At 60.9% G+C, this 20,921-nt stretch carries 19 protein-coding genes and 2 pseudogenes; 5 read left to right on the top strand and 16 right to left on the bottom strand.

The features are described from left to right. Positions 1-10: 10 nt before the first annotated feature. Together NL154_RS15810 and NL154_RS15805 are read right to left on the bottom strand one after the other, a co-directional pair. On the bottom strand, positions 11-616 hold the full coding sequence (locus tag NL154_RS15810) for a hypothetical protein (RefSeq protein WP_210630142.1): 606 nt from the start codon (positions 614-616) through the stop codon (positions 11-13). After that, positions 616-1,869, bottom strand: a complete 1,254-nt coding sequence (locus NL154_RS15805; RefSeq protein ID WP_210630143.1) for a Zn-dependent hydrolase — start codon at positions 1,867-1,869, stop codon at positions 616-618. The genes NL154_RS15810 and NL154_RS15805 overlap by 1 nt, the downstream gene beginning before the upstream one ends. A 299-nt stretch (positions 1,870-2,168) precedes the next feature. Between NL154_RS15805 and NL154_RS15800 the strand changes: the two genes are divergently transcribed. Beyond that, the gene (locus NL154_RS15800) at positions 2,169-2,819 is read left to right on the top strand and encodes a TetR family transcriptional regulator C-terminal domain-containing protein (RefSeq protein ID WP_210630145.1); all 651 of its coding nucleotides are present in this window, start codon (positions 2,169-2,171) and stop codon (positions 2,817-2,819) included. Between the two features lie 5 nt (positions 2,820-2,824). Here NL154_RS15800 and NL154_RS15795 read toward each other — a convergent pair whose 3' ends face one another. The 3 genes from NL154_RS15795 to NL154_RS15785 form a co-directional block, all read right to left on the bottom strand. Then, on the bottom strand, positions 2,825-5,398 hold the full coding sequence (locus tag NL154_RS15795) for an HWE histidine kinase domain-containing protein (protein ID WP_434732944.1): 2,574 nt from the start codon (positions 5,396-5,398) through the stop codon (positions 2,825-2,827). Beyond that, the gene (locus tag NL154_RS15790; protein ID WP_210630148.1) at positions 5,395-5,931 is read right to left on the bottom strand and encodes a biliverdin-producing heme oxygenase; all 537 of its coding nucleotides are present in this window, start codon (positions 5,929-5,931) and stop codon (positions 5,395-5,397) included. The genes NL154_RS15795 and NL154_RS15790 overlap by 4 nt, the downstream gene beginning before the upstream one ends. 141 nt (positions 5,932-6,072) lie before the next feature. After that, positions 6,073-6,972, bottom strand: a complete 900-nt coding sequence (locus NL154_RS15785) for a LysR family transcriptional regulator (protein WP_434732943.1) — start codon at positions 6,970-6,972, stop codon at positions 6,073-6,075. Between the two features lie 103 nt (positions 6,973-7,075). Between NL154_RS15785 and NL154_RS15780 the strand changes: the two genes are divergently transcribed. After that, positions 7,076-8,098 (top strand): zinc-dependent alcohol dehydrogenase family protein, encoded by a 1,023-nt coding sequence (locus NL154_RS15780; protein ID WP_221156049.1) that lies wholly within the window; start codon positions 7,076-7,078, stop codon positions 8,096-8,098. 39 nt (positions 8,099-8,137) lie between these two features. Here NL154_RS15780 and NL154_RS15775 read toward each other — a convergent pair whose 3' ends face one another. Next, positions 8,138-8,548, bottom strand: a complete 411-nt coding sequence (locus tag NL154_RS15775) for a rhodanese-like domain-containing protein (RefSeq protein WP_434732942.1) — start codon at positions 8,546-8,548, stop codon at positions 8,138-8,140. Between the two features lie 69 nt (positions 8,549-8,617). On the opposite strand from NL154_RS15775, the gene ftrA reads away from it, so the two are divergent. Continuing rightward, complete coding sequence (ftrA, locus tag NL154_RS15770; protein ID WP_210630155.1) at positions 8,618-9,616, top strand: transcriptional regulator FtrA; 999 nt, start codon at positions 8,618-8,620, stop codon at positions 9,614-9,616. A 96-nt stretch (positions 9,617-9,712) separates the two neighbouring features. On the opposite strand, the gene NL154_RS15765 is transcribed toward ftrA, so the two are convergent. The 6 genes from NL154_RS15765 to NL154_RS15740 form a co-directional block, all read right to left on the bottom strand. Further along, positions 9,713-10,861: an alpha-amylase family glycosyl hydrolase gene (locus tag NL154_RS15765; RefSeq protein ID WP_434732941.1), complete on the bottom strand. Its 1,149-nt coding sequence runs from the start codon at positions 10,859-10,861 to the stop codon at positions 9,713-9,715. A gap of 45 nt (positions 10,862-10,906) precedes the next feature. Then, a complete protein-coding gene (gene treZ / locus NL154_RS15760; RefSeq protein WP_434732940.1) occupies positions 10,907-12,895 on the bottom strand; it encodes a malto-oligosyltrehalose trehalohydrolase in 1,989 nt (662 codons plus the stop codon). Positions 12,896-13,055: 160 nt separating this feature from the next. After that, the gene (preA, locus tag NL154_RS15755; protein ID WP_210630160.1) at positions 13,056-14,369 is read right to left on the bottom strand and encodes an NAD-dependent dihydropyrimidine dehydrogenase subunit PreA; all 1,314 of its coding nucleotides are present in this window, start codon (positions 14,367-14,369) and stop codon (positions 13,056-13,058) included. A gap of 15 nt (positions 14,370-14,384) precedes the next feature. Continuing rightward, on the bottom strand, positions 14,385-15,746 hold the full coding sequence (locus NL154_RS15750) for an NAD(P)-dependent oxidoreductase (protein WP_210630162.1): 1,362 nt from the start codon (positions 15,744-15,746) through the stop codon (positions 14,385-14,387). Positions 15,747-16,159: 413 nt separating this feature from the next. Next, positions 16,160-17,155 carry a sensor histidine kinase gene (locus NL154_RS15745; RefSeq protein WP_434734102.1) on the bottom strand — a complete coding sequence of 332 codons (996 nt, stop codon included), beginning with the start codon at positions 17,153-17,155 and terminating at the stop codon, positions 16,160-16,162. A gap of 193 nt (positions 17,156-17,348) precedes the next feature. Next, positions 17,349-18,143, bottom strand: coding sequence for a response regulator (locus NL154_RS15740; protein WP_210630163.1), 795 nt, complete (start codon positions 18,141-18,143; stop codon positions 17,349-17,351). Positions 18,144-18,389: 246 nt separating this feature from the next. Between NL154_RS15740 and NL154_RS15735 the strand changes: the two genes are divergently transcribed. Both NL154_RS15735 and NL154_RS15730 read left to right on the top strand, forming a co-directional pair. Next, positions 18,390-18,596, top strand: coding sequence for a NepR family anti-sigma factor (locus tag NL154_RS15735; RefSeq protein WP_011426508.1), 207 nt, complete (start codon positions 18,390-18,392; stop codon positions 18,594-18,596). Positions 18,597-18,605: 9 nt separating this feature from the next. Continuing rightward, positions 18,606-19,163, top strand: a complete 558-nt coding sequence (locus tag NL154_RS15730; RefSeq protein ID WP_011426507.1) for an RNA polymerase sigma factor — start codon at positions 18,606-18,608, stop codon at positions 19,161-19,163. Positions 19,164-19,376: 213 nt separating this feature from the next. On the opposite strand, the gene NL154_RS15725 is transcribed toward NL154_RS15730, so the two are convergent. The 4 genes and pseudogenes from NL154_RS15725 to NL154_RS15710 all read right to left on the bottom strand — a co-directional run. Then, positions 19,377-19,775 (bottom strand): hypothetical protein, encoded by a 399-nt coding sequence (locus NL154_RS15725; protein WP_221123487.1) that lies wholly within the window; start codon positions 19,773-19,775, stop codon positions 19,377-19,379. A gap of 9 nt (positions 19,776-19,784) precedes the next feature. Beyond that, entirely contained in the window at positions 19,785-20,129 is a 345-nt protein-coding gene (locus NL154_RS15720; RefSeq protein ID WP_210630167.1) for a DUF883 family protein, read from the bottom strand. 196 nt (positions 20,130-20,325) lie between these two features. Continuing rightward, positions 20,326-20,780: pseudogene (locus NL154_RS15715) on the bottom strand (ATP-binding cassette domain-containing protein); the annotation flags it as partial. Continuing rightward, positions 20,780-20,878 (bottom strand): annotated as a pseudogene (locus NL154_RS15710) (hemin uptake protein HemP); the annotation flags it as partial. The pseudogenes NL154_RS15715 and NL154_RS15710, both read right to left, overlap by 1 nt. Between the last annotated feature and the right edge of the window lie 43 nt (positions 20,879-20,921).

Genomic DNA, 20,921 nt, shown 5'->3' with positions numbered 1-20,921 from the left:
TCTCTTGTTGTTACTGCTCAACTGCCATCGTGGGCGTACCACTTCGCAGGAGCGCTGCACCCTTGGCGATGAGGCTGTAGACGGCTTCCTCACTCAGCTCATCTGGCGTGTCATGCTCTTCCTCGTAATACCAGTCGGGCTGGTCAACGACGTCAGTGCCGCCGACGGACAATGACCAAAAACCATCGCTTTCGCGAAAGTAGAAATCCTTGCCATCGATCAGCCCAGTTGACTGTACGGGATGGCCGCCGTTGGGACGTTCGACCAAAATGCCGGGCATGGAAGGGCCGAGTTCGATTCGAACGACACAAGGCCTAGGTCCATAGATATAATAGGTTCGATGGGGCCCATTTGGGTCGGGGTCATCCGAATTGGCCAGTTGGACCCCGGAAGGTTTATACCGCCAAAAGCTGGGTATTTGCGGAAGCCTAATCCGCTCGCCTGCGGTGTTGACGCCAACATAATAGATCTGCACGCTAGGGATGTCGCCCCACGGCCCTTCAGTCACTGGCACCACATTGGAGGTGGCCCATGCGATGTCGTCGGCAGTTCGCTGAATTCCGAACTTAAAGGCATCGGCATAGTCGAGATACGTCGTTGGCAAGTTCGACGCCATCACACCACAATCTCCGCCGTCTCCACAACAGCATGGAACAGCACATCGGCACCCGCGGTCGCCCATTCCTTGGAAATCTCTTCCGCCTCGTTGTGGCTGAGCCCGCCGACGCAGGGGCACATGACCATGGTGGCAGGCGCCACCTTGGCGGCCCAGCAGGCGTCGTGGCCGGCGCCGGAGATGATGTTCATGTGGCTGTAACCCAGGTGTTCGGCGGCAGAGCGAACCGAGGCGACGAGCTTTTCGTCGAAGGTGACCGGCGCGAAATGGCCGATCGCCTCGATGGAACAGCCGACACCCAGTGCATCGCAGATGCCAGGCGCTTCCGCTTCGATCTTTGCCCGCATGCGATCGAGCTTGGCCTTGTCGGGCGAACGGATGTCGACGGTGAAGACCACTTTGCCCGGCAGCACGTTGCGGGAGTTCGGCGAGAAGAAGACCTGACCGACGCCGCCGACGGCGCCCGGCTGTTCGCCCATCGCGACAGCCTGGACCATTTCCAGAATGCGCGACATGGCGAGGCCGGCATTGACGCGCATGTTCATCGGTGTCGAGCCGGTATGGGCTTCCTTGCCGGTGAGCGTGAATTCCAGCCACCACAGGCCCTGACAATGGGTGACGACGCCGATCTGCTTGTCTTCGGCTTCGAGGATAGGGCCCTGCTCGATGTGATATTCGAAATAGGCGTGCATCTTGCGGGCGCCGACCTCTTCGTCGCCGACCCAGCCGATGCGCTTCAGTTCATCGCCGAAGAGATTGCCTTCGGGATCCCTGCGGTTATAGGCGAAGTCCAGGCTGTGCACACCGGCGAAGACGCCGGACGCCAGCATGGCAGGGGCGAAGCGCGCGCCTTCCTCGTTCGTCCAATTGGTGACGACGATTGGATGCTTGGTCTTGATGCCCAGGTCGTTCATCGTCCGCACGATTTCGAGGGCCGAAAGCACACCGAGAACGCCGTCATATTTGCCGCCGGTCGGCTGGGTATCGAGGTGCGAGCCGACATAGACCGGCAGGGCATCGGGATCGGTGCCGGGGCGGGTGGCGAACATCGTGCCCATGCGGTCAACACCCATGGTCAGGCCCGCTTCGTCGCACCATGTCTTGAAAAGGTTTCGGCCCTCGGCATCCGAATCCGTTAGCGTCTGGCGGTTGTTGCCGCCGGCGATTCCTGGGCCGATTTTCGCCATGTCCATGAGACTGTCCCAGAGACGGTCGCCATTGACGCGCATGTTCTCGCCTGGTGCTGCCACCATTCTTCAAGCCCTCACCTGTTTGCGGCAGTCATGCAAGGGGCATGCCCGCCTGTTCCCATGGTCTGATCCCGCGCCTCTTATTGGTTTTATCGAGCGCCGGAAAATCGCCAGTTGCCTTTGTTTTTCATCTGGCGGATATTTGACCGATTGGTAAACATTACAACTTCCACCGCCGGGCTCAAGACGAAAATCACGAAAATTGCCGATAAAAATGCGGGCAGTTGCTCAAGAAAATGGCAGGACCGACCCTAGCCAAGACTTGAGCGAAGAAGTTGAATTGCAAGGGGAAACGATAGCCTATGGCTATTCCGAGAGCAGCGAAGACCTTGCGGCGGACGCGAATCCAGGAGGAGAAGGAAGAGCAGATTCTGGAGGCGGCGCTCGATGTCTTCTCGGCCCGCGGCTTTCGCGGCTCGACGATCGATCAGATCGCCGAAGTGGCCGGCATGTCGAAGCCCAATCTGCTCTATTATTTCCGCACCAAGGAAGCCATGCACCGGGCGCTGATCGATCGGGTGCTCTACACCTGGCTGGAGCCGCTGCGCGCCTTCGACGCCGAGGGCAATCCGGAGGAAGAAATCCGCAGCTACATCCGGCGCAAGCTTGAGATGGCGCGCGATTTTCCGCGCGAGAGCAGGCTTTTCGCCAACGAAGTGCTGCAGGGTGCCCCCCATATCGAGGACGAGCTGAAGGGGCCACTGAAGGAATTGGTCGACGAGAAGGCGGAGGTCATCCGCGCCTGGACGAAATCAGGCAAGATCGTCGAGTGTGATCCCTACCACCTGATCTTTTCGATCTGGTCGACGACGCAGCATTATGCGGACTTCGACGTCCAGGTGCGCGCCGTGCTGGGGCAGGAGCACGCCGGCGAGGGGCGCTTCGAGGATGCGGCGCGGTTTTTGGAACAGCTTTTCATCGGCGGGCTGCGGCCGGATACTGCGAGAACTTGACCGTTTCACCCTCCCTTCGGAAGCTGCACCCGGGCAAGAAGATCCGTGATGCCTTCGGTCGTATAGGGCTTCTGCAATACCGGCGCGCCCGAGTGGGTGTTGGCTTGGGCGATGCCTTCGCCATAACCCGTGGCAAAAACGAAGGGCACGCCTGCGGCTGCCAATCGGTCGGCAATCCCGAAACTCGTCTCGTCTCCCAGATTGACATCGAGAAGCGCGAAATCGAAGGACCGGCCGGCCAGGATCTCCATCGCCTCGGCGACGCTGGGCGCCGTCGTCACTTCAGCACCGAGGCGGCGCAGGATATCCTCGCCATCCATGGCGATGATCAGGTTGTTTTCCACCAGCAGGATCTTCAAGCCGGAGAGCGGCTCCCGGTCAGCGGGAACAGTCTTGCGTTCCGCAACGCCGGCAGCCGTCGCCTGCGGCAATAGACTCTGGTCGACATCGCTCACGTAGCGGGCCGGTATCGAAAAATCCGCCTCCAGCCCTTCCTTGATGTAGCGGATTTCGGCCTTGCCGCCGAGGTCATAGGGAATGGAGCACCGGATGATCGTCGAGCCGAATCCGTGACGCTCCGGCTCGGCGACGGGCGGGCCGTCCTTTTCGCGCCAGCCGATGCGTAGACTGCCTTCATCATCGCGATGCCAGCCGAGCTCGACGGTGCCGCTGCCGGCGCCGGAGAGGCTGCCGTATTTGGCGCTGTTGGTCATCAGCTCATGGAAGACCAAGGCGACGATGGTAAAAGCCTGGGGCTCTAGGAGGACGTCTTCGCCGCTTATCCGGAAGCGTTGCGCGTTCTTTCCGAGGTAGGCCGCGGTTTCAGCCGACAACAATTGCCGCAGCGAAGCGGGTGCCCAGTGATCCCTCGTGATCTGGTCATGGGCGCGGGCGAGCGACTGAATGCGGCCCTCGAGCTGACGGACATAATCGCCGAGGCCGACCGACGTCGTCTGCGACTGCCGGATGATGCCGGTGATCAGGCTCAATATGTTGCGGACGCGGTGGTTGAGTTCGGCGATCAGCAGTTCCTGCCGCTCGTTCGCCACCTGGCGGGCCATGCTGGCCTCGTCGGTCAGACGCAGCACCACCTCGATTAACGTGACGCGGATGGTTTCAGCGACCCGGCGCTCGGCCTCGGTAAAGGGCAGGGAGCGGCCGCGCACCAGTTCGGACCAGGCTTCGAAACTCTTGCGCGGCGTCAGCCGCGGACCGTTGGGGCCGTATTCCACTGGCTTGTGCGGGTCGCCGCCCCAGCGAACGGTGCGCACCAATTCCTGACGGAACAGCACGACGTAATCGCGCGGCGAACGCGAGATCGGTATGGCGAGCATGCCTGCCACCGCATCGTCGATCTCAAGATCCGGATAGGTTTCGCCAAGCCTGTCCACCGCATAGATGCGCCCGCTGGCGTTGCGGTTGAGGTGGCGGACGAGGGCCGAAAAGCCTCTCTCATCCGGCCCGATCCCGGCAAGCGCCATCCGGCCGTTGATCCAGACGCCGATCCCGTCGGCGGGAACGGCGTCGGCGAGCGCCTCGATCAGCCAGGCCGGATCGTCGAGCAGGCTGGCATTGTCGGCGACGGAAGTGAGAAGCCGGTCGGCGATGCGGCGCGCCTTGGTCTCGTAGTCGAGCGCCAGCCGCCGCTCGCGGCTTTCCAGGCGCGAAGCGAACATTTGGCCGAAGAGTTCGGCGGTGGAGCGGCTTTGCGCCGACGGCAGACGCGGACCGTAGTGATGGCAGGCAAACAGGCCCCAGAGCTTGCCGTCCACGACGATCGATATGGAGAGCGACGCACCGACCCCCATGTTCTTCAGATATTCGATGTGGATCGGCGAGACCGAGCGCAGCACCGACATAGAGAGATCGAGCGGCTGGCCCTCTTCGTCCAATTGCGGGAGAACCGGCACGGGCACCGCGTCCACATCGGCGATGATGCGAAACAGATTGCGCAGATAAAGGGCGCGCGCCTGCACCGGAATGTCGGAGGCCGGATAGTGCAACCCAAGAAACGAGCCAATGCCGCTGCGGGCGGCTTCCGCCACGACCTCGCCCGAGCCGCCTTCATCGAAGCGATAGACCATGACCCGGTCGAAGCCGGTAAGCGCGCGTGCCTGCCTCGCGCCCTCGCGGAAGAAGGCTTCCAGCGTTTCAGTTTGATCGAGGCGGGAGATCATGCTGCGCATGGAGAGCGACGGGGCGTTGCGCTTGTCTTGCTGGCTGCGCTCGCCTTCAAGGATGACCAGATTTTCTTGCAGGTGGACGGCGAGGTCGAAGCGGGACTCCTCAGGCAGCAGGGTAATGTCGAAAATGCGCTCGACGACATCGGAGCTGCGTATGGTGGTCAGCTTGTTGCGGATCGTGTGGACCGCCTCGGGCAAGATCAGCGACGAGACGGGACGACCGAGCGCGTCGGTGTGTTCCACCCCGAGAAATTCCGCAAGATTCGCCGAGGCCCGCGTGACCATCCAATCGAGCGATATCGCCAGGAGGAAACCGAACGGCTGGATGGCGCCGAGCTGATGGATGGGCTCACGATCGCAATTGGTGAGATCGACGGGTTGGCGCACGCTGCTCATGCGACGGCTTCCAGTTCGAGCTGGCCGGCTCTGAGGAAAAGTTCGAAGAGCATGCGGGCCGCCGAAATGGTGGCGGCGGGAACGTCGACGCTGCTTGCATCGAGACGATCCATGAAGACCCTAGTAGCGCCCTTGGACCCCTGCGGCGTGAGATAGCTGCTGGGCAGGTGATCGGGCACGGACCTGGCGAGCATGGCGCCGCCGAGCTTGGAGCCTTCAAGGACGTAGAGGGCGCCCCAGAGCGCCGCGTCGCCCTGCAATGGCGGTGGCGGAAGGCGCTTGGGCAACCGGTCGCCGAGTTCGCCGATGTCGGCAAACAGCAGCTGCGCGCGCCTTCTTTCCGGCCAATCGGGCAGCAGGCGAACGACTCCGGCTTCCTCGAGCGCATGTTCGGCTGCCGGTATGATGCGGGCGTGCGCGCGCAGGAATGTCCTGTACTGCTCTCTGCTGGAGAGGTCGAAAATGCCGAAGAGCTTATCGACTTTGGCGTGGCAATCTGCTGTTTCTGCGCGGAGCACGCTTCGAAGTGACATACGGACCGTGTTCTGAGTGAAGTGGCAGAGGATGCTGCGAATGCGAGAGCGACGAACTAGCGATATATTGCAGCGTCTCGGCATTTCCAGAGAAACCTATAGAAAAACATGGGCTTCGCCTCCGGCTCGATTTGGTGAGATTCAGCTCATGATCGCCGGCAGTTCCGCGGCCAGCGTATCGATGGCAAGACGCACTTTCGGCAGCATCACCGGCGATCGCGGCCAGACGGCATAGGCTTCAAATATGGTGGATGGCGTATCGGTCAGAACCCGCACGAGTTCACCTGAGAGGACCCTGTCCCGCACCAGCCAGCAGGTCAGCCAGGCAAGCCCGCGGCCTTCAACCGCGGCGTCTGCGATCGAGGCGAGATCGTCGAGCCGTAACCGCGATGTCGGCAGAACTTCGCGTGGGGGCCCGGCCGGAGCCGGGAAGGTCCAGGCCTTGTCATTATCACCCCTGCGATAGACGATACCATGATGGCGGGCGAGATCGTCGAGCGTTTGCGGCACGCCATAGGTTTCGAGATAAGCGGGCGAGGCGCAGACCGTCATTGTTTGCCGGGCGATCGTGCGCGCCATCAGGTCGAGATTGTCCTTCAGAGGACCGTTGCGGACGGCAAGGTCGAAGCCGTCCTCCGAGAGATCGACGACCCGATCGCTGAAGGATAAGTCCAGTTCGAGATCGGGGTGGTCATCGAGCAGGCGGGTCAGGATCGGCGCGGCGCAATGGCGCCCGAACAGTGCCGGCATCGATACCCGCAGCCTGCCGCGGACCTCGCGCCTGCCCGACTCAAGCTGGGCCTCACCGATCCGGATTTCCTCGATGGCTCTCAGGCACCGCTCATAGAAGAACCGGCCCTCGTCGGTGAGGCTCTGGGTCCGGGTCGTGCGGTTGAAGAGCCGGACGCCGAGTCGCTGTTCGAGCCTTGCGATTGTCTTGCTGACTGCCGAGCGGGTGAGGTGAAGCCGTTCGGCGGCGGCGGAGAATCCGCCGGCTTCGACCGTCTGGACGAAGATCGAAATCCCCTTCAACTGCTCCATCGTTGTTTCCTTTGCGGCACCAGTTTGACGATTTTATATCGCAACAGGCGATCAATATTCAACGATATATCTGCTACTCCTCCAATCGAGAAGGAGCAGAAAGATGCAGACGACAAGGCAGTGGCAAACCGACGCCATTGGGGCGGAGGCCAATCTGAAGATTGGTGAAGCGAGAATTCCCGACGTGTCCGGCACGATGATCCGGGTGCGGACGCAGGCGGTCTCCCTCAATTTCCGCGACAGGCTGGTGCTCGAGAGCGGCATGGGACTGCCGCTGCAGTTTCCCTTCGTACCGGCCTCGGACATGGCAGGCGAGGTCGAGGCCGTCGGCCCGGATGTCACACGCTTCAAACCCGGCGATCGAGTTATCTCCACCTTTTCCCCGGATTGGATCGACGGACGCGGGCCGGGCACTGCGCGCAATCCGCCTTACCAGACGCGCGGCGGCTTCTATCCCGGCGTGCTGAGCGAACACACCGTGTTTTCCGAAGAGTGGTTCACACTTGCGCCGAAAACGCTCGATGCCGCCGAAGCGAGCACGCTGCCCTGCGCCGGGTTGACGGCATGGTTCGCGCTGATCGAATGCGGCAAGCTCAAGGCCGGCGACAAAGTGCTGGTACAGGGAACCGGCGGCGTGGCGCTCTTCGGCCTGCAGATTGCCAAGGCACATGGCGCCGAGGTCTTCATCACATCGGGCAGCAGCGAAAAGCTCGACCGGGCGCTGGCGCTTGGCGCCGATCACCTGATCAACCGGCATGAGCGCGACTGGGTGGAGCAGTTCCATCAACTGACCGGCGATTACGGCGCCGACCACGTGCTCGAAATCGTCGGCGGACCGCATCTCGGCCAGGCGCTGAAGGCTGTGGCGGTTAACGGACGCATTTCGGTGATCGGCGTCTTCGAGGGGTTCGAGATCTCGGCGCCGGTGGCGCCGCTGCTTCTCAAGGCGCCCGTCATGCAGGGAATTACGGTCGGCCACCGCAGGGCGCTGGAGGATCTGGTGCGCGCCGTCGACCAGATCAGGCTGAAGCCTGTTATCGACAGGCATTATGGCTTCGAGGAGCTGCCGCAGGCGCTCGATCATCTCTATCGAGGCCCCTTCGGCAAGATCGTCATTAAGTTTTGAGAGATGCGCTCCCCTCGCATCGCGAAGGGGAGCGATACCCTATTCGGCAGCGGCGGCTTGGCTTTCGAAGGCGAAGCCCTCGTCGGCCCAGCCGGTCATACCGCCGATCATCAGCTTGGCCCGGAGGCCGAGCTTGGCGAGGCGGAAAGCGGCCTTGTCGGCGCCGTTGCAGTGAGGACCGGCGCAATAGACGACGAAGAGCGTATCGCTGGCCCATCCCGACATGCGGTGGGCGGTCATCTTGCCGTGCGGCAGGTTAACCGCGCCAGGCACATGCGACTGCGCAAACAGCGCCGGCGAGCGCACGTCGAGGAGAACGAAATCGACCTTGCCGGCGGTAAAGGCAGCGCGGACATCCGAGCAGTCGGTTTCGAAGGCGAGCTTGGCGGCATAGTGGGCGACAGCAAGATCGGGTGCGGCAGTGGGGATTTCGGAGACGGAACTCGGCATTTGTTTTTCCTTCTAGTTGGAATTGCCGCTTGGTATCGCCGATGCTAGAGATTTGCGAAATTGGCCAACATGACTGTCAGCGTAAAGATCATGCCAAACACATCTCCGCGGCGGAACGGACCGCTGGTCGCCGTACTTGCCTATGACGGGCTCTGCACCTTCGAATTCGGGATAGCCTATGAGGTCTTCGGCCTGCCGCGTCCCGAGATGGGCGAGGGGTGGTATCGCTTCTCCGTCTGCGGTATCGAGCCGGGGCCGCTTCGCGCCGCCGGCGGATTGACGGTCGCGGTCGACAAGGGGCTGGAAGTGCTCGATGCGGCGGACCTGATCGTCGTGCCCGGCTGGCGGTCAATCGATGCGCCGGTGCCGGAACCGCTTTCCGCCGCTCTCAAGGCAGCGCACCAGCGCGGCGCGCGCATCATGTCGCTCTGTTCCGGAGTTGCGGTTCTTGCCGCGTCCGGGTTGCTTGCCAACCGCAGGGCTACAACGCATTGGCGCTATGTCGCCACGATCGCAGCGCGTTATCCTGACATCACGCTCGACGCGGATGTACTCTACATCGATGAGGGCAGCCTGCTGACAGCGGCCGGCAGCGCGGCCGGCATCGATCTCTGCCTGCATGTCGTGCGCGGCGATTTCGGCTCGGAGGCGGCAAACAGCGTCGCCCGCCGCCTCATCGTGCCGCCGCACCGCGAAGGTGGGCAGGCACAGTTCATCGGCGCGCCGATTCCGCAGGAACGTGAGGGCATACGCCTCAGCCCGCTGATCGAATGGATGCGTCAAAGCCTTGCCGTGGAGCAGCCGATCAGTCTGCTCGCCAAAAGGGCTGGCATGAGCGTACGCACTTTCCAGCGCCGCTTCGAAGCGACGACAGGTCTCAGCGTCGGCGAATGGCTGCTGAAGGAGCGGCTGCGCCATGCGCGCGACCTTCTTGAAAGAGAGCTTGCCGTATCGCTCGACGACATCGCGATATCCAGCGGCTTCGGCACCTTGGCGACGATGCGGCACCACTTCCGCAAGCGGCTGGGCACGAGCCCGAATGCCTATCGGAAGTCATTTGGCGGCTGAGCGCGTTATGCCGACATAGGGTCCAACTTTTCAACGCGTTCGATATCGCCGAAAGCCGTCAACCCGTCGGTTGTTTAACAGGCTGGTCCGAGAGCTTCACTTACATTCTATCGCGAAGGTTTCGTACGGCTTGAGCTCAACGGTTTCGCCGATCGTGTGCACCGGTTCATAATTGCAGATCAGGCATTCTCCATGGATCGCCAGCTCTGTCGGCAGACTTACCGCAATTTCCCGCGGCGTGAAATTGGCGACGACAATGATCCAGCTCCTGTCGAGCGTGCGGGTATACACGAAGACATCGGGGTGTTGGTCGAGCCAGGACCGGTACTCCCCATAGACAATGGCAGGGTGGGTTTTCCGGAGAGCGATCAGCTTGCGATAATGGTTCCAGATCGACTTTTCGTCCTTGATGGCGGCTTCGGCGTTGACCTTCGGGTAATTGGGATTGACCTCGATCCAGGGGGCGCCTGTGGAAAAGCCGCCATAGGGGGCAGCACTCCATTGCATCGGTGTGCGGGCGTTATCGCGGCCGTTCTCGTTTGCTCCGCGGATGAATTCCTCCGGTGAAAGGCCGGCCTCCACGTGCAGCCTGTGCACGTTGATGGTTTCGATATCGCGATACTGTTCGATCGAGGTGAAGGGGACGTTCGTCATGCCGATCTCCTCGCCCTGATAGACGAAAGGCGTGCCTTTCAGGAGATGCAACACGGTCGCCAGCATCTTCGCCGACTCGACGTGATAGCCGCTGACATTGCCGTAGCGCGAAACGGCGCGCGGCAAATCGTGATTGCCCCAGAAGAGCGAATTCCACCCATCTTCGGATAGAGCAAGCTGCCACTTGCTGAGCACGGTCTTGAGATTCACGAGGTCGAACGGCTTCGGGCGCCATTTGCCATAGACCGCGTCCCATTGCTGGGTGACGTGCTCGAACTGGAAGATCATCGACAGTTCCCGGCGTTCACGCCCGGAATAGAGAAGGGCCGCGCCGGGCGTGGCGCTCCAGGCTTCGCCGACGGTCAGGATATCGCTGTTGCCGAAGGTCCTGGCATTCATCTCCTGCAGATAATCGTGCAGATGTGGTCCGTCCTTGACGAGTTCCTGATCCACCTGCTTGCCGATATAGTCGATGACATCCATGCGGAAGCCGGCAATGCCGCGCTCGAGCCACCAGTTCATCATGTCATAGATTTCCGCCCGTACCCTCTCGTTCTCCCAATTGAGGTCCGGCTGGCGGCGGGAAAACATGTGCAGGTAGTATTCGCCGGTGGCGGGATCGAGCGTCCATGCGGATCAGAGGCCGGCGTCTTCTGCTCGCGAAATGCCGGCTTGCCAGCCCTTCACGGGTACTCCTGAGGCGTTTCGCCGGTTCCCGACTTTTACAGGTGCGAGGACCAAAGCGATATCTCCGTTCAAGACCCAACGCTTCTGGAAATCATAGGGCCGGCGTCCGCTGCCACCATATGAGGGATCTTCACTCGACCACGAGAGACACCATTGATGACCTTGCGGTGAAGCAAAAAGCGGATCCGGCAGACTGTCGACCACGAGATCATTGCCGAAGTTGATCAGCAATAATCTCTCATCAGACGGTTTTTCCGCGAAGAACCTCAGGAGGAAGGCGGTGCTGGACAAGAGACTGCCGTCCAACTGGCCGTCACGGGCGCACGCCTGGCGAGAAAATGCCTTATCTGTCTGACGCAGATTCAGCAGGTCGCGATGAAGCTGAACGATCGCCGCGTTCCTCTCCCATTCGGCCCAATCAAGCTTCACCTTGTCGAACGTCGCGCGAGCACATGGATCAGCCATGTGTCTAATGAGTTCTTCATCCCTCAGGTTCGGGAATTGGCTGATAAAACTACGCCGTCCCTGCCGTACGATGTCGGCAATTTCTCCGTCGTGATCGGCGAAATAATAGAACGGAGAAGAGGAACCAAACTCCTGTCCCTGAAAGAGCATGGGCGTCTGCGGCCCCAGCAACTGGAGCGCCGTCAGGGCTCGAAGTCGTGCCGGCGACGTTATGTGGCCGATTCTGGCTCCTATGCCGGAGTTGGCGACCTGATCGTGATTTTGGAGAAAATGTACGAAATTCCACGGTTTGAGGTCGAGCCCGGCGGCTCCCCGCGGCCGATCCTCCCAATCATATCTTTGTCCCTGAAACAGGCAGCCATACTTGGCGGCAGAAACGAGTTCCTGAGCCGTACCGCGATGATCATGATAATAGGCTTCATTGCGGCCCGTCAGCGCCACTGTCGCGGAGCGGTGGAAATCCTCATTCCACAAGGCGTCCAGCCCATGCCCTCCCACCTCAGCCGGCCGCACCATATTGGTTTGTTGCGGCTCATTTTCGCTGACGAGATAGATTTGACGCTGTCTCGCTGCTGCGCGAGCTTCCCTGGCGATGACCGTGACGATGTGTTCGCGGCTTGAGTCGAACAAGGCCTGCGTTGCATCGATGCGCAATCCATCAAAATGAAATTCGTCGATCCAATAGGCCGCGTTCTTTGCGACAAATTCGCGAACGCCACGGCTGTTCGCACCATCGAAGTTGATCGACTTGCCCCATTCGTTCGAGTAACGCTCGGTGAAATAGTCTGGTGTGAATTCGCAAAAACGCTCGCCTTTACCGAAGTGATTGTAGACCACGTCGAGGATCACCCCCATGCCGATCCGGTGGGCTTCGTCGACGAAGGCGCGCACATCATCCGGTGGTCCATAGAGCCGGGTGGGAGCATAGAGCAACGTGCCGTCGTAACCCCAGCCGAACTCGCCTTCAAACTCGTTGATCGGCATTACTTCCAGGCAGTTGATGCCAATCGACCGAAGTCTTGCCAGTTTTTCCCGGGCTGCCGCAAAGGTGCCGTCCCTTGTGAAGGTGCCGATGTGCATCTCATAGAGAGCAGCTCCGGAGGCGCGGATTCCCTGCCAATCGTGGTCATTCCACTGATACTGCGCCGGATCCACGACAACTGACGGCCCGGATGGACCCTTCGGCTGAAAACGCGAGGCAGGATCGGCAAGAAGATCACCTGCATCCCCAAAGTGAAACCGGTATCGCGACCCTGCAGCCAGGCCGGGCAGATAGAGGCAGAAGTAGCCGTCGTCCTCCGCCGGCATCTCGTATTCGGAATTTTCCTCGATGACGGCGAAACAGCGTTCTCTGGCAGGGGCCCATAGTCGGAACGAAACGCCGCCAGCATCAACCTCCGCTCCGATCGGGAGGCGTCGGCTCGAACTGGGAGACACCGGTTTCGACTTTTCGCTGTTTGAGTGGTCGTGCATGGCTCTCTCGTGGAGATCGCCTGCGCTAACTTCGGCAGCCTCATGATGTTCCCAGAATTGCTTTCCGCCACCTTTCGGGGCCGCCCATCAGGCCCGAAATCCGCATTTGCAATACAGCGCAACGCCGCGGACCGAACTTGTCCGCGGCGTCGCGAAGCAGTCACTCCGCCGCTTGGCGGGCCATCGGATTATTCGGGTGGGTCGTCCAATTGGCGTAGTTCGGATCGACGACGCGGCCGGTGCGCTTGTCGAGGGTACCGGCAGCAAGCGGTTCCATGGTGATGCAGTTCTCGACCGGGCAGACGTTGACGCAGAGATTGCACCCGACGCATTCCTCTTCGATCACCTCGAAATGACGCAGACCGTTGACGACATTGGTAATTGCCTGGTGCGAGGTGTCCTCGCAGGCGATATGGCAGCGGCCGCATTTGATGCAGGCGTCCTGGTCGATCTTCGCCTTGGCGACATAGTTGAGGTTCAGATATTGCCAATCGGTGACGTTGGGCACGGCGCGGCCGGTAATGTCGTCGAGGCTACGATGGCCCTTTTCGTCCATCCAGTCGGAGAGACCCGTTATCATCTCCTGCACGATCTTGAAGCCATAGGTCATCGCCGCGGTGCAGACCTGGACGTTGCCGGCGCCGAGAACGAGGAATTCGGCTGCGTCCCGCCAGGTAGTGATGCCGCCGATGCCGGAGATGGGCAGGCCATAGGTTTCCGGATCACGGGCGATCTCGGCCACCATGTTGAGGGCGATCGGCTTGACCGCCGGGCCGCAATAACCGCCATGGCTGCCCTTGCCACCGACCGTCGGGTTGGGGGCGAAGTTGTCGAGATCGACTGACACAATCGAGTTGATCGTATTGATCAGCGAAACGGCGTCGGTGCCGCCGGCCTTGGCGGCGCGGGCGGGACGGCGGATATCGGTGATATTGGGCGTCAGTTTGGTGATGACGGGCATGCGGGTGTACTGCTTGCACCAGCGCACGACCATCTCGATATATTCCGGCACCTGGCCGACGGCCGAGCCCATGCCGCGCTCCGACATGCCGTGCGGACAGCCGAAATTGAGTTCGATACCGTCGGCACCGGTCTCTTCGACCAGCGGCAGGATCGCCTTCCAGGCCTGTTCCTCGCAGGGCACCATGATCGAGGCGATCAGCGCCCGATCCGGCCAGTTCATCTTCACCTGCTTCATCTCACGCAGGTTGGTGTAGAGGTCGCGGTCGGTGATGAGCTCGATATTGTTGAGTCCCAGCAGGCGGCGGTCGGCGCCAAAGATCGCGCCATAGCGGGGGCCGTTGACGTTGACGACGGGCGGGCCTTCCTCGCCGAGCGTCTTCCAGACCACGCCGCCCCAACCGGCCTTGAAGGCGCGCTCGACGTTATAGGCCTTGTCGGTCGGCGGCGCGGAGGCCAGCCAGAACGGGTTCGGGGATTTGATGCCGACGAAATTGTTGCGGAGATCAGCCATTGTTCATTCTCCCCTTCAAGCAACCGCGACAGCCGGAACGGCTGTTGCGGAGAGGGCGCGATGGATGGATTCAGCCGCGTCGCGGCCGTGGGCGACGGCGGAAACCGTGAGATCCTCGCCGCCAAAGACGCAGTCGCCGCCGGCCCAGACGCCGTCGAGCGAGGTGCGGCCTTCGGCGTCGACGGCAATGCGGCCGGACTCCATGCGCAGCGAACCGAGGCCCGCGGCATCAAAGGTCTGGCCGATCGCCTTGAAGATCTGGTCGGCGGCAATCACACCGGTCTCGCCGGTGCCGACGAGGCGGCCTTCGAGGATTTTGGTATATTCCACTTCGATCGCGGCAACTTTGCCGTCCTGCGACAGGATCGATTTCGGCGCCAGCCAGTGGCGGATGATGACGCCCTTGGAACTGGCCAGATCCTGCTCGTATTCCGAGGCGTTCATGTGCTCCTTGCCACGGCGATAACAGATCGTCACTTCCTCGGCGCCGAGCAGCTTTGCCTGCACGGCAGCGTCGATCGCCGTCATCCCGCCGCCGAGCACGACGACCCGGCGGCCGATGGCAATGTCGCTCTTGTCGTCAGCCTGGCGAAGGGCGGCGATGAAATCGACGGCGTCGTCGACGCCGGCTAGGTTTTCGCCCTCAATGCGCAGGGCGTTGACGCCGGCAAGGCCGATGCCGAGGAAGACGGCGTCATATTGCGCCTGCAGATCGGAAAGCGAAAAATCGCGGCCGAGGAGGGCGCCTTGCTTAACCTCGATGCCGCCGATCGACATGATGTAATCGACTTCCCGCTGGGCGAAATCGTCTACTGTTTTATAGGTGGCGATGCCGTATTCGTTGAGGCCGCCGGATTTTTCCCTGCCGTCGTAAATCGTGACGGAATGACCCTTCACGGCCAGGCGATGTGCGGCGGCAAGGCCTGCCGGGCCGGCGCCGACGACGGCAATCCTTTTGCCGCTCGCCTCTGCCCTGATATAAAACTGTTTGCCGGCCTGCATGGCGGCATCGGTCGCATAACGCTGCAGGCGGCCGATTTCGACGGGCCGTTCCTCGGCCGTATTGCGCACGCAGGCCTGCTCGCACAACTCTTCGGTGGGACAGACGCGGGCGCACATGCCGCCGAGGATGTTCTGGTCGAAGATCGTCTTTGCCGAGCCGAGCGCATTGCCGGTCGAAATCTGGCGAATGAAGAGCGGAATGTCGATCGAGGTGGGACAGGCCGTCATACACGGCGCGTCATAACAGAAATAACAGCGGTCGGCGGCGACCAGCGCCTCATGATTGTCGAGGCGCGGATGCAGATCGGAAAAATTAGCGTCATACTCGGCGGGCGAAAGCCGGCCAGCATGAATCCCGGTTTCCAGTCGTTCCATTGAAGTTCCCTCATTATTGGTAAACGGCCTGTGAGGGAAAGCGTAACTCAGGTTTAAAAATTTATCAAACGGTAAAATTTTGACGGATCCTCCTGGAGAGGGTGCCGGTAAATCGCTGTTTTTTAACGTTTAATTTCTTCAGTTTTGACCGATGATTTATCTGAAGATGCGGCGAGGGAAGAGCATCAGAAAAAAGATTAAAAAAGGACGATTTTTTTCTAATGCGAGGGAACCAAATCCTGGCTTCGCCGTTATTGCGATATCCGGATGGTGATCGCATCGACCCAACATGCGCGCCCCCAACCCACTATCCGGACGTACTCACGGTCCCCTCCCGGTGAGTGAAGACAGCCGGTGCGCCGCCCTCGCACCGGCTGTTTTTCTGTTGCTGACAGGCCTGTCGTTTCCGGCTATCACACACGCTTGAAGATCTCGAATTCGGTTTCCGGAATGGTCAGCCGATATTCGATGCGGCCGGGCACAAGGCTCAATTCCGCTTTGCCGTTGACAGACGAGGGCACGACACGCTCCAGCACGGTGCGGCCGAAGCTGTTGTCGCTGAATTCATGGACCTCCGACTGATCCTGCAGCACTTCGGCCCAGGCGATCTCGATTGCCTTCCTGTCGTTGATCATCGCCTCGCGGCAGTTCAACGTGATTGAGGCGGCGCCGCCTGATATTGCCCCGTAGGAAGCGGAGTTGACAATGAGCTCGTGGAGGGCGAGGCCGAGATGCACGGCGGCATTCGGCGTCAGATGGGCATTGATGCCGTAGATCGGCATGGAGCCTGATGTCTCCGGCCAGTAGGGAGCGAACTGTTTTTCAGCGAGCTCGAAGAGATAGGCGCCCCGCCAGCTTGAATCCGTGACGAGGTCCTGGGAATTGGAAAGCGATTGCAGCCTGCCGCGGAACTTGAGGAGGAAGCTGTCTAGCGAGAGCGTGTTGCGCGCTGTTTGGGTCGCAATGCCCTGAATGATGGCGAGAAGGTTCTTCGAACGGTGCGATAGCTCACGCAGCAGCGATTTCAGCACTTTTTCGCGATGCCGGCTGTCAGTGACCTCCGTCATCACGGACAGAAGTCCAAGCGTGCTGCGGTCGCCAGTGCGTTGGATCTTCAATTCATAGGTACGCATTTCGCCGTCGACATCGATTTCGACCTCGGCATTGTTGGGAATGCCGGTCTCCAGCACCTTGCGTTTCAGCGCCGTCAGATATTGCCCATGGACATCGCCGAAAAGGGCGGCATCACTGCCGCCGGGCATCAAAAGCGCTGCGAAATGCGGCGGCAGATTTTCGGCGTAGAAGATTGAAAGCCGGGCGTCCTGGCAGAGGATCGAAATCCCGGCGCTGCCGAGCGCCCGCTCCATCATTGCGGCTTTGCCTTCGAAGGTGAAAGGCGTGCCCGACAATGGTTCAGTCGTATTCACTCGGCCGCCTTTCCTTGTGACATCTCGGAGCGTTGCTGAACGGAACGCCCCGCCAGAAACCGCCTGCCAACTCTAGAATAAAGCGCTGCAAAAACCGTTAAAGTCATCGGGGCACCCCGGTAGTACCGGAACGCCTGTCTCGGCGGTTTGGTTCCGAGAACCGGAAAATTGCGTCTCAGGCGGCTACCTTGGTCGATTCATTGAAGAAAAGCGCTTGGCTGATCAGGGCCTTGACCATGTCGGGGTTGAACGGTTTGGTCACGAGGAAAGTGGGTTCGGGGCGCTCACCCGTCAGAAGCCGTTCCGGGAACGCGGTGATGAAGATCACCGGCACGCTCGACGTCTTGAGGATGTCGTTGACCGCGTCGATGCCGGAACTGCCGTCGGCAAGCTGGATGTCGGCGAGCACCATGCTCGGCTTCGTCTTGTTGTAGAGCGCTACGGCTTCGGCATGCGTGCGGGCAATGCCGGTGACGCGATGGCCGAGGCTTTCGACCATTTGCTCTATATCCATGGCGATCAGCGGTTCATCCTCGATGATCATGATGTCGGTTGCGACCTGACGGGAGATTTCCTGCGAGGCCTTGTCGAGCAACTGCATGACATCCTGTTCATCGAGTTCGAGGATTTCCGCGATTTCTGCAACGCGGAAATTCTCCACTGAAGCGAGCAGGAAGGCCTGACGAGCGCCCGGCGAAACCTTGGACAGGTTGAGCGTGGCGCGCTGTTCCCATGCATAAGGGGAGGTCGGCTCTGGAATCTGGACCGCAGTGGAACCAAACAGTTGCGTGAACAGTTTGTAAAGCGCGACCCGGTCATTTGGGGTATCCGGAAAGATCGACAGGTCGGCTATAATGGCTTCGAGAACGGCGGCGACGTAAGCGTCACCTGAAGTCTGAGTGCCGGTAAGGGCGCGGGAATAGCGACGCAGATAAGGAAGGTGCGGCGCAATTCGAGTAGAAAGTGTCATCAAGGGCTCCCGTATGCAGGCCGGTCGTAGGTTCAATGGGCGGTTAACGCTTCCTTGGTAAAAAAGTTCCGGAACGGCAGGAACTTTTTTTGTCGCGCCGCATTATCCCACCCGACGAAGAAAGGGCGTAGCATTTGATCCATGCCGCGGCAAATGTCAGCGATATCGATAGTGGAACGGTCGGTGTCGGTGGTTGATTTCTTGATTGCACGCCTCTGGAACAGATAACGGTGAGAAGACGAGTTGATGACTACACGCAATAAAGAGGCGGCGGATCAGCGGAAGCTGGAGCTGCGGGCAAGCGATATTCTGGACCCGAACAACCAGATCGGCGTCAAGCTGCGGTCGCTCTATGCCGCGGCACAGGAAGAGGCGATCCCCGATCGTTTTCTCGACCTTCTCGAAAAGCTCGACCATGCTGAAATGATGGCTTCTGCCAAGATGGCCGAATAGGATCGTCGCATGGAAGAGAAACTGCAACCCAGCTTCAAGCGGGAATTGCTGGCGGCCCTCCCTAGCCTTCGCGCTTTCGCCATTTCGCTGATCGGACGGCACGATCGCGCCGACGATCTCGTCCAGGATACCATCATGAAGGCCTGGGCCAAGCAGGACCATTTCGAGATGGGCACCAATATGAAGGCCTGGCTCTTCACGATCCTGCGCAACGAACTCTACAGCCAGATGCGCAAGAGCGGCCGCGAGGTGCAGGACAGCGACGGGCTGTTCACGGAATCGATGGCAATGCATCCCTCCCAGTATGGCGCACTCGATCTGCAGGATTTCAAGAAGGCGCTCGATCAGCTGCCGCCGGACCAGCGCGAGGCGATCATCCTCGTCGGCGCCTCGGGATTTTCGTACGAAGAGGCCGCCGAGATCTGCGGCTGCGCCGTCGGCACTATCAAAAGCCGCGTCAACCGCGCGCGGCAGCGCCTGCAGGAACTGCTGCAGATTTCAGGCGAGGCCGATTTCGGCCCCGACGCCACTTCGGCGCCGCTGACCTCGAAGGCTTTTGCGTTCTGAGAGGTGTTGCATGTGGAGCCGATCTGCTCTTCGGGGCACCGGCTTTTGCCTCGGTGGGGCCGGGAAACGGCGCATCCGCGTAACGGTTGCTTGTGCGAGGCACCAACTCTCCACCTTCATTCCTGCCTTCGGGTCAAAGCCCGAGGACAGGAATGAAGGAGGTTAGCGTGGTGCCGCTATCGATAATCGCACGCCAAGCTTTGTGGCCCTTCCCTAATCCTCCCGCTTCGAACCCATAAGATTGGCCGCGACGATGGCGGCCAGGACGCCGGCAGTGAGCAGCGGTTGGGCGCGGACGAGGCCCAGTCCCACCGTCGCCAGAGATTCCAGCGCCGCACGGCGATCGCGGGCGCGGCGAGCCTCGCGGGCGTTGATGATAGACATCACCACCAGCACGATGATTGCGATCAGCATCGCGCCGACGGCCAGGAAGAAGACGGCGGCGAGCGGACCGTAGATGCCGGCGAGCCAAATGGCGCCGGCGGCCACCGCCAGCGCATAGGCCGTGAGGAGGAAGAGCGCGGCAAGCGCGATGAAGATGCTGTTGCGTTTGACGCGCGCGACGGTCCGATGCACGCTTGCGCCCATCAGCAGGCTGAGGATCGAGAGCATCGTGCTTCCTCAGCGACGGGCGAGGAAGGCGATGGCCAAGCCGAAAGCGGCAGCGGCGCCGATAGTTGCCAGCGGATGTTTGCGCACCGTCTCGCGCATTTCGGTGGCTCCGCGCTCATAGCCGTGCTGCAGTTCGCGCAGCAGATCCTCGCTGCGGCTGAGCAGTTCCTCATAGCCAGCGTTGGCCTGGCTGCGAATCTTCTCGCTCTGGTGGCGCGAGTTCTTGCCGACGAGGCGCGTCAATTCGGCGAGCTCGTCGCGCAATGCCTCGATCTGTTCTTCGATACCGGATTCGAGATGGTGGAAGGTGCCGTTGCGGCGGCTGCGGCCGGACTGGAAAATAGAATAGCTCATGGCTGTCTCCATTGGCTGGGGCGCGCGCGAGCCCGCCTGTTTCGCACGAGGGTCACCACCGTCCGTTGCATGAATGATGTCGCCCGGCATTGACCCAGATCATTGCCGACAACGTTTTGACAGGGCAAAAGTTCCGCCCGCGCAGGCTCAGGGACAGGAGCGGGCGCTGTGGGCAAGCACGAAAGGCGTGCAGTCAGCCGGCGGCGGCGAGCCGGCCGGATTTCATCAGCACGATCCGGTCGGCAACGAGCGCTGTCAGGTTGAGGTCGTGCATGACTGCGATGACGCCGCCGCGTTCGCAGAAATTGCCGGCGAGCGTCACGATGGTCAGCTGGTGGCTGATATCCAGACCGGAGACCGGCTCGTCGAGCAGCAGCCAGCAGGGCTTGCCGTCGACGACGGTCCGGAAATCTGGCAGAGCACGCGGGCAAGCTGCACGCGCTGCTGTTCGCCGCCCGAAAGCTCTTGGTAAAAGCGGCCTTCGAAGCCGACATGGCCGACGGAAGCGAGAGCGGCGGCGGCCGTCTGATCTGATTTGTCGGGGCGCAGGTTCAGGCCCAAGGTGAGGCCCATGCGGACGATCTCGCGCAGGGTGAAGGGAAAGGAAATGGTGCTTGCCTGCGGCAGCACGCCGTCAACGGCGGCAAGCTGCCGCAGGCAAGATCCGCGCTTTCGACGATCCGGTGCTGCGCCGCAGACTCTAAGGGCAGTGGCACATGCTTAAAGGTGTCTGGCTTTTCAACCATCATTTCGGCAGGCAATTCCGTGGTACCGGGATCTGAAGGCCTCCGG

It is taken from the genome of Rhizobium sp. YTUHZ044, from assembly GCF_051123975.1.
In the GTDB taxonomy this organism is placed as follows: domain Bacteria; phylum Pseudomonadota; class Alphaproteobacteria; order Rhizobiales; family Rhizobiaceae; genus Rhizobium.
Note: the sequence above shows the minus strand (reverse complement) of the source record. Positions and strands in the feature narration are given on the sequence as shown.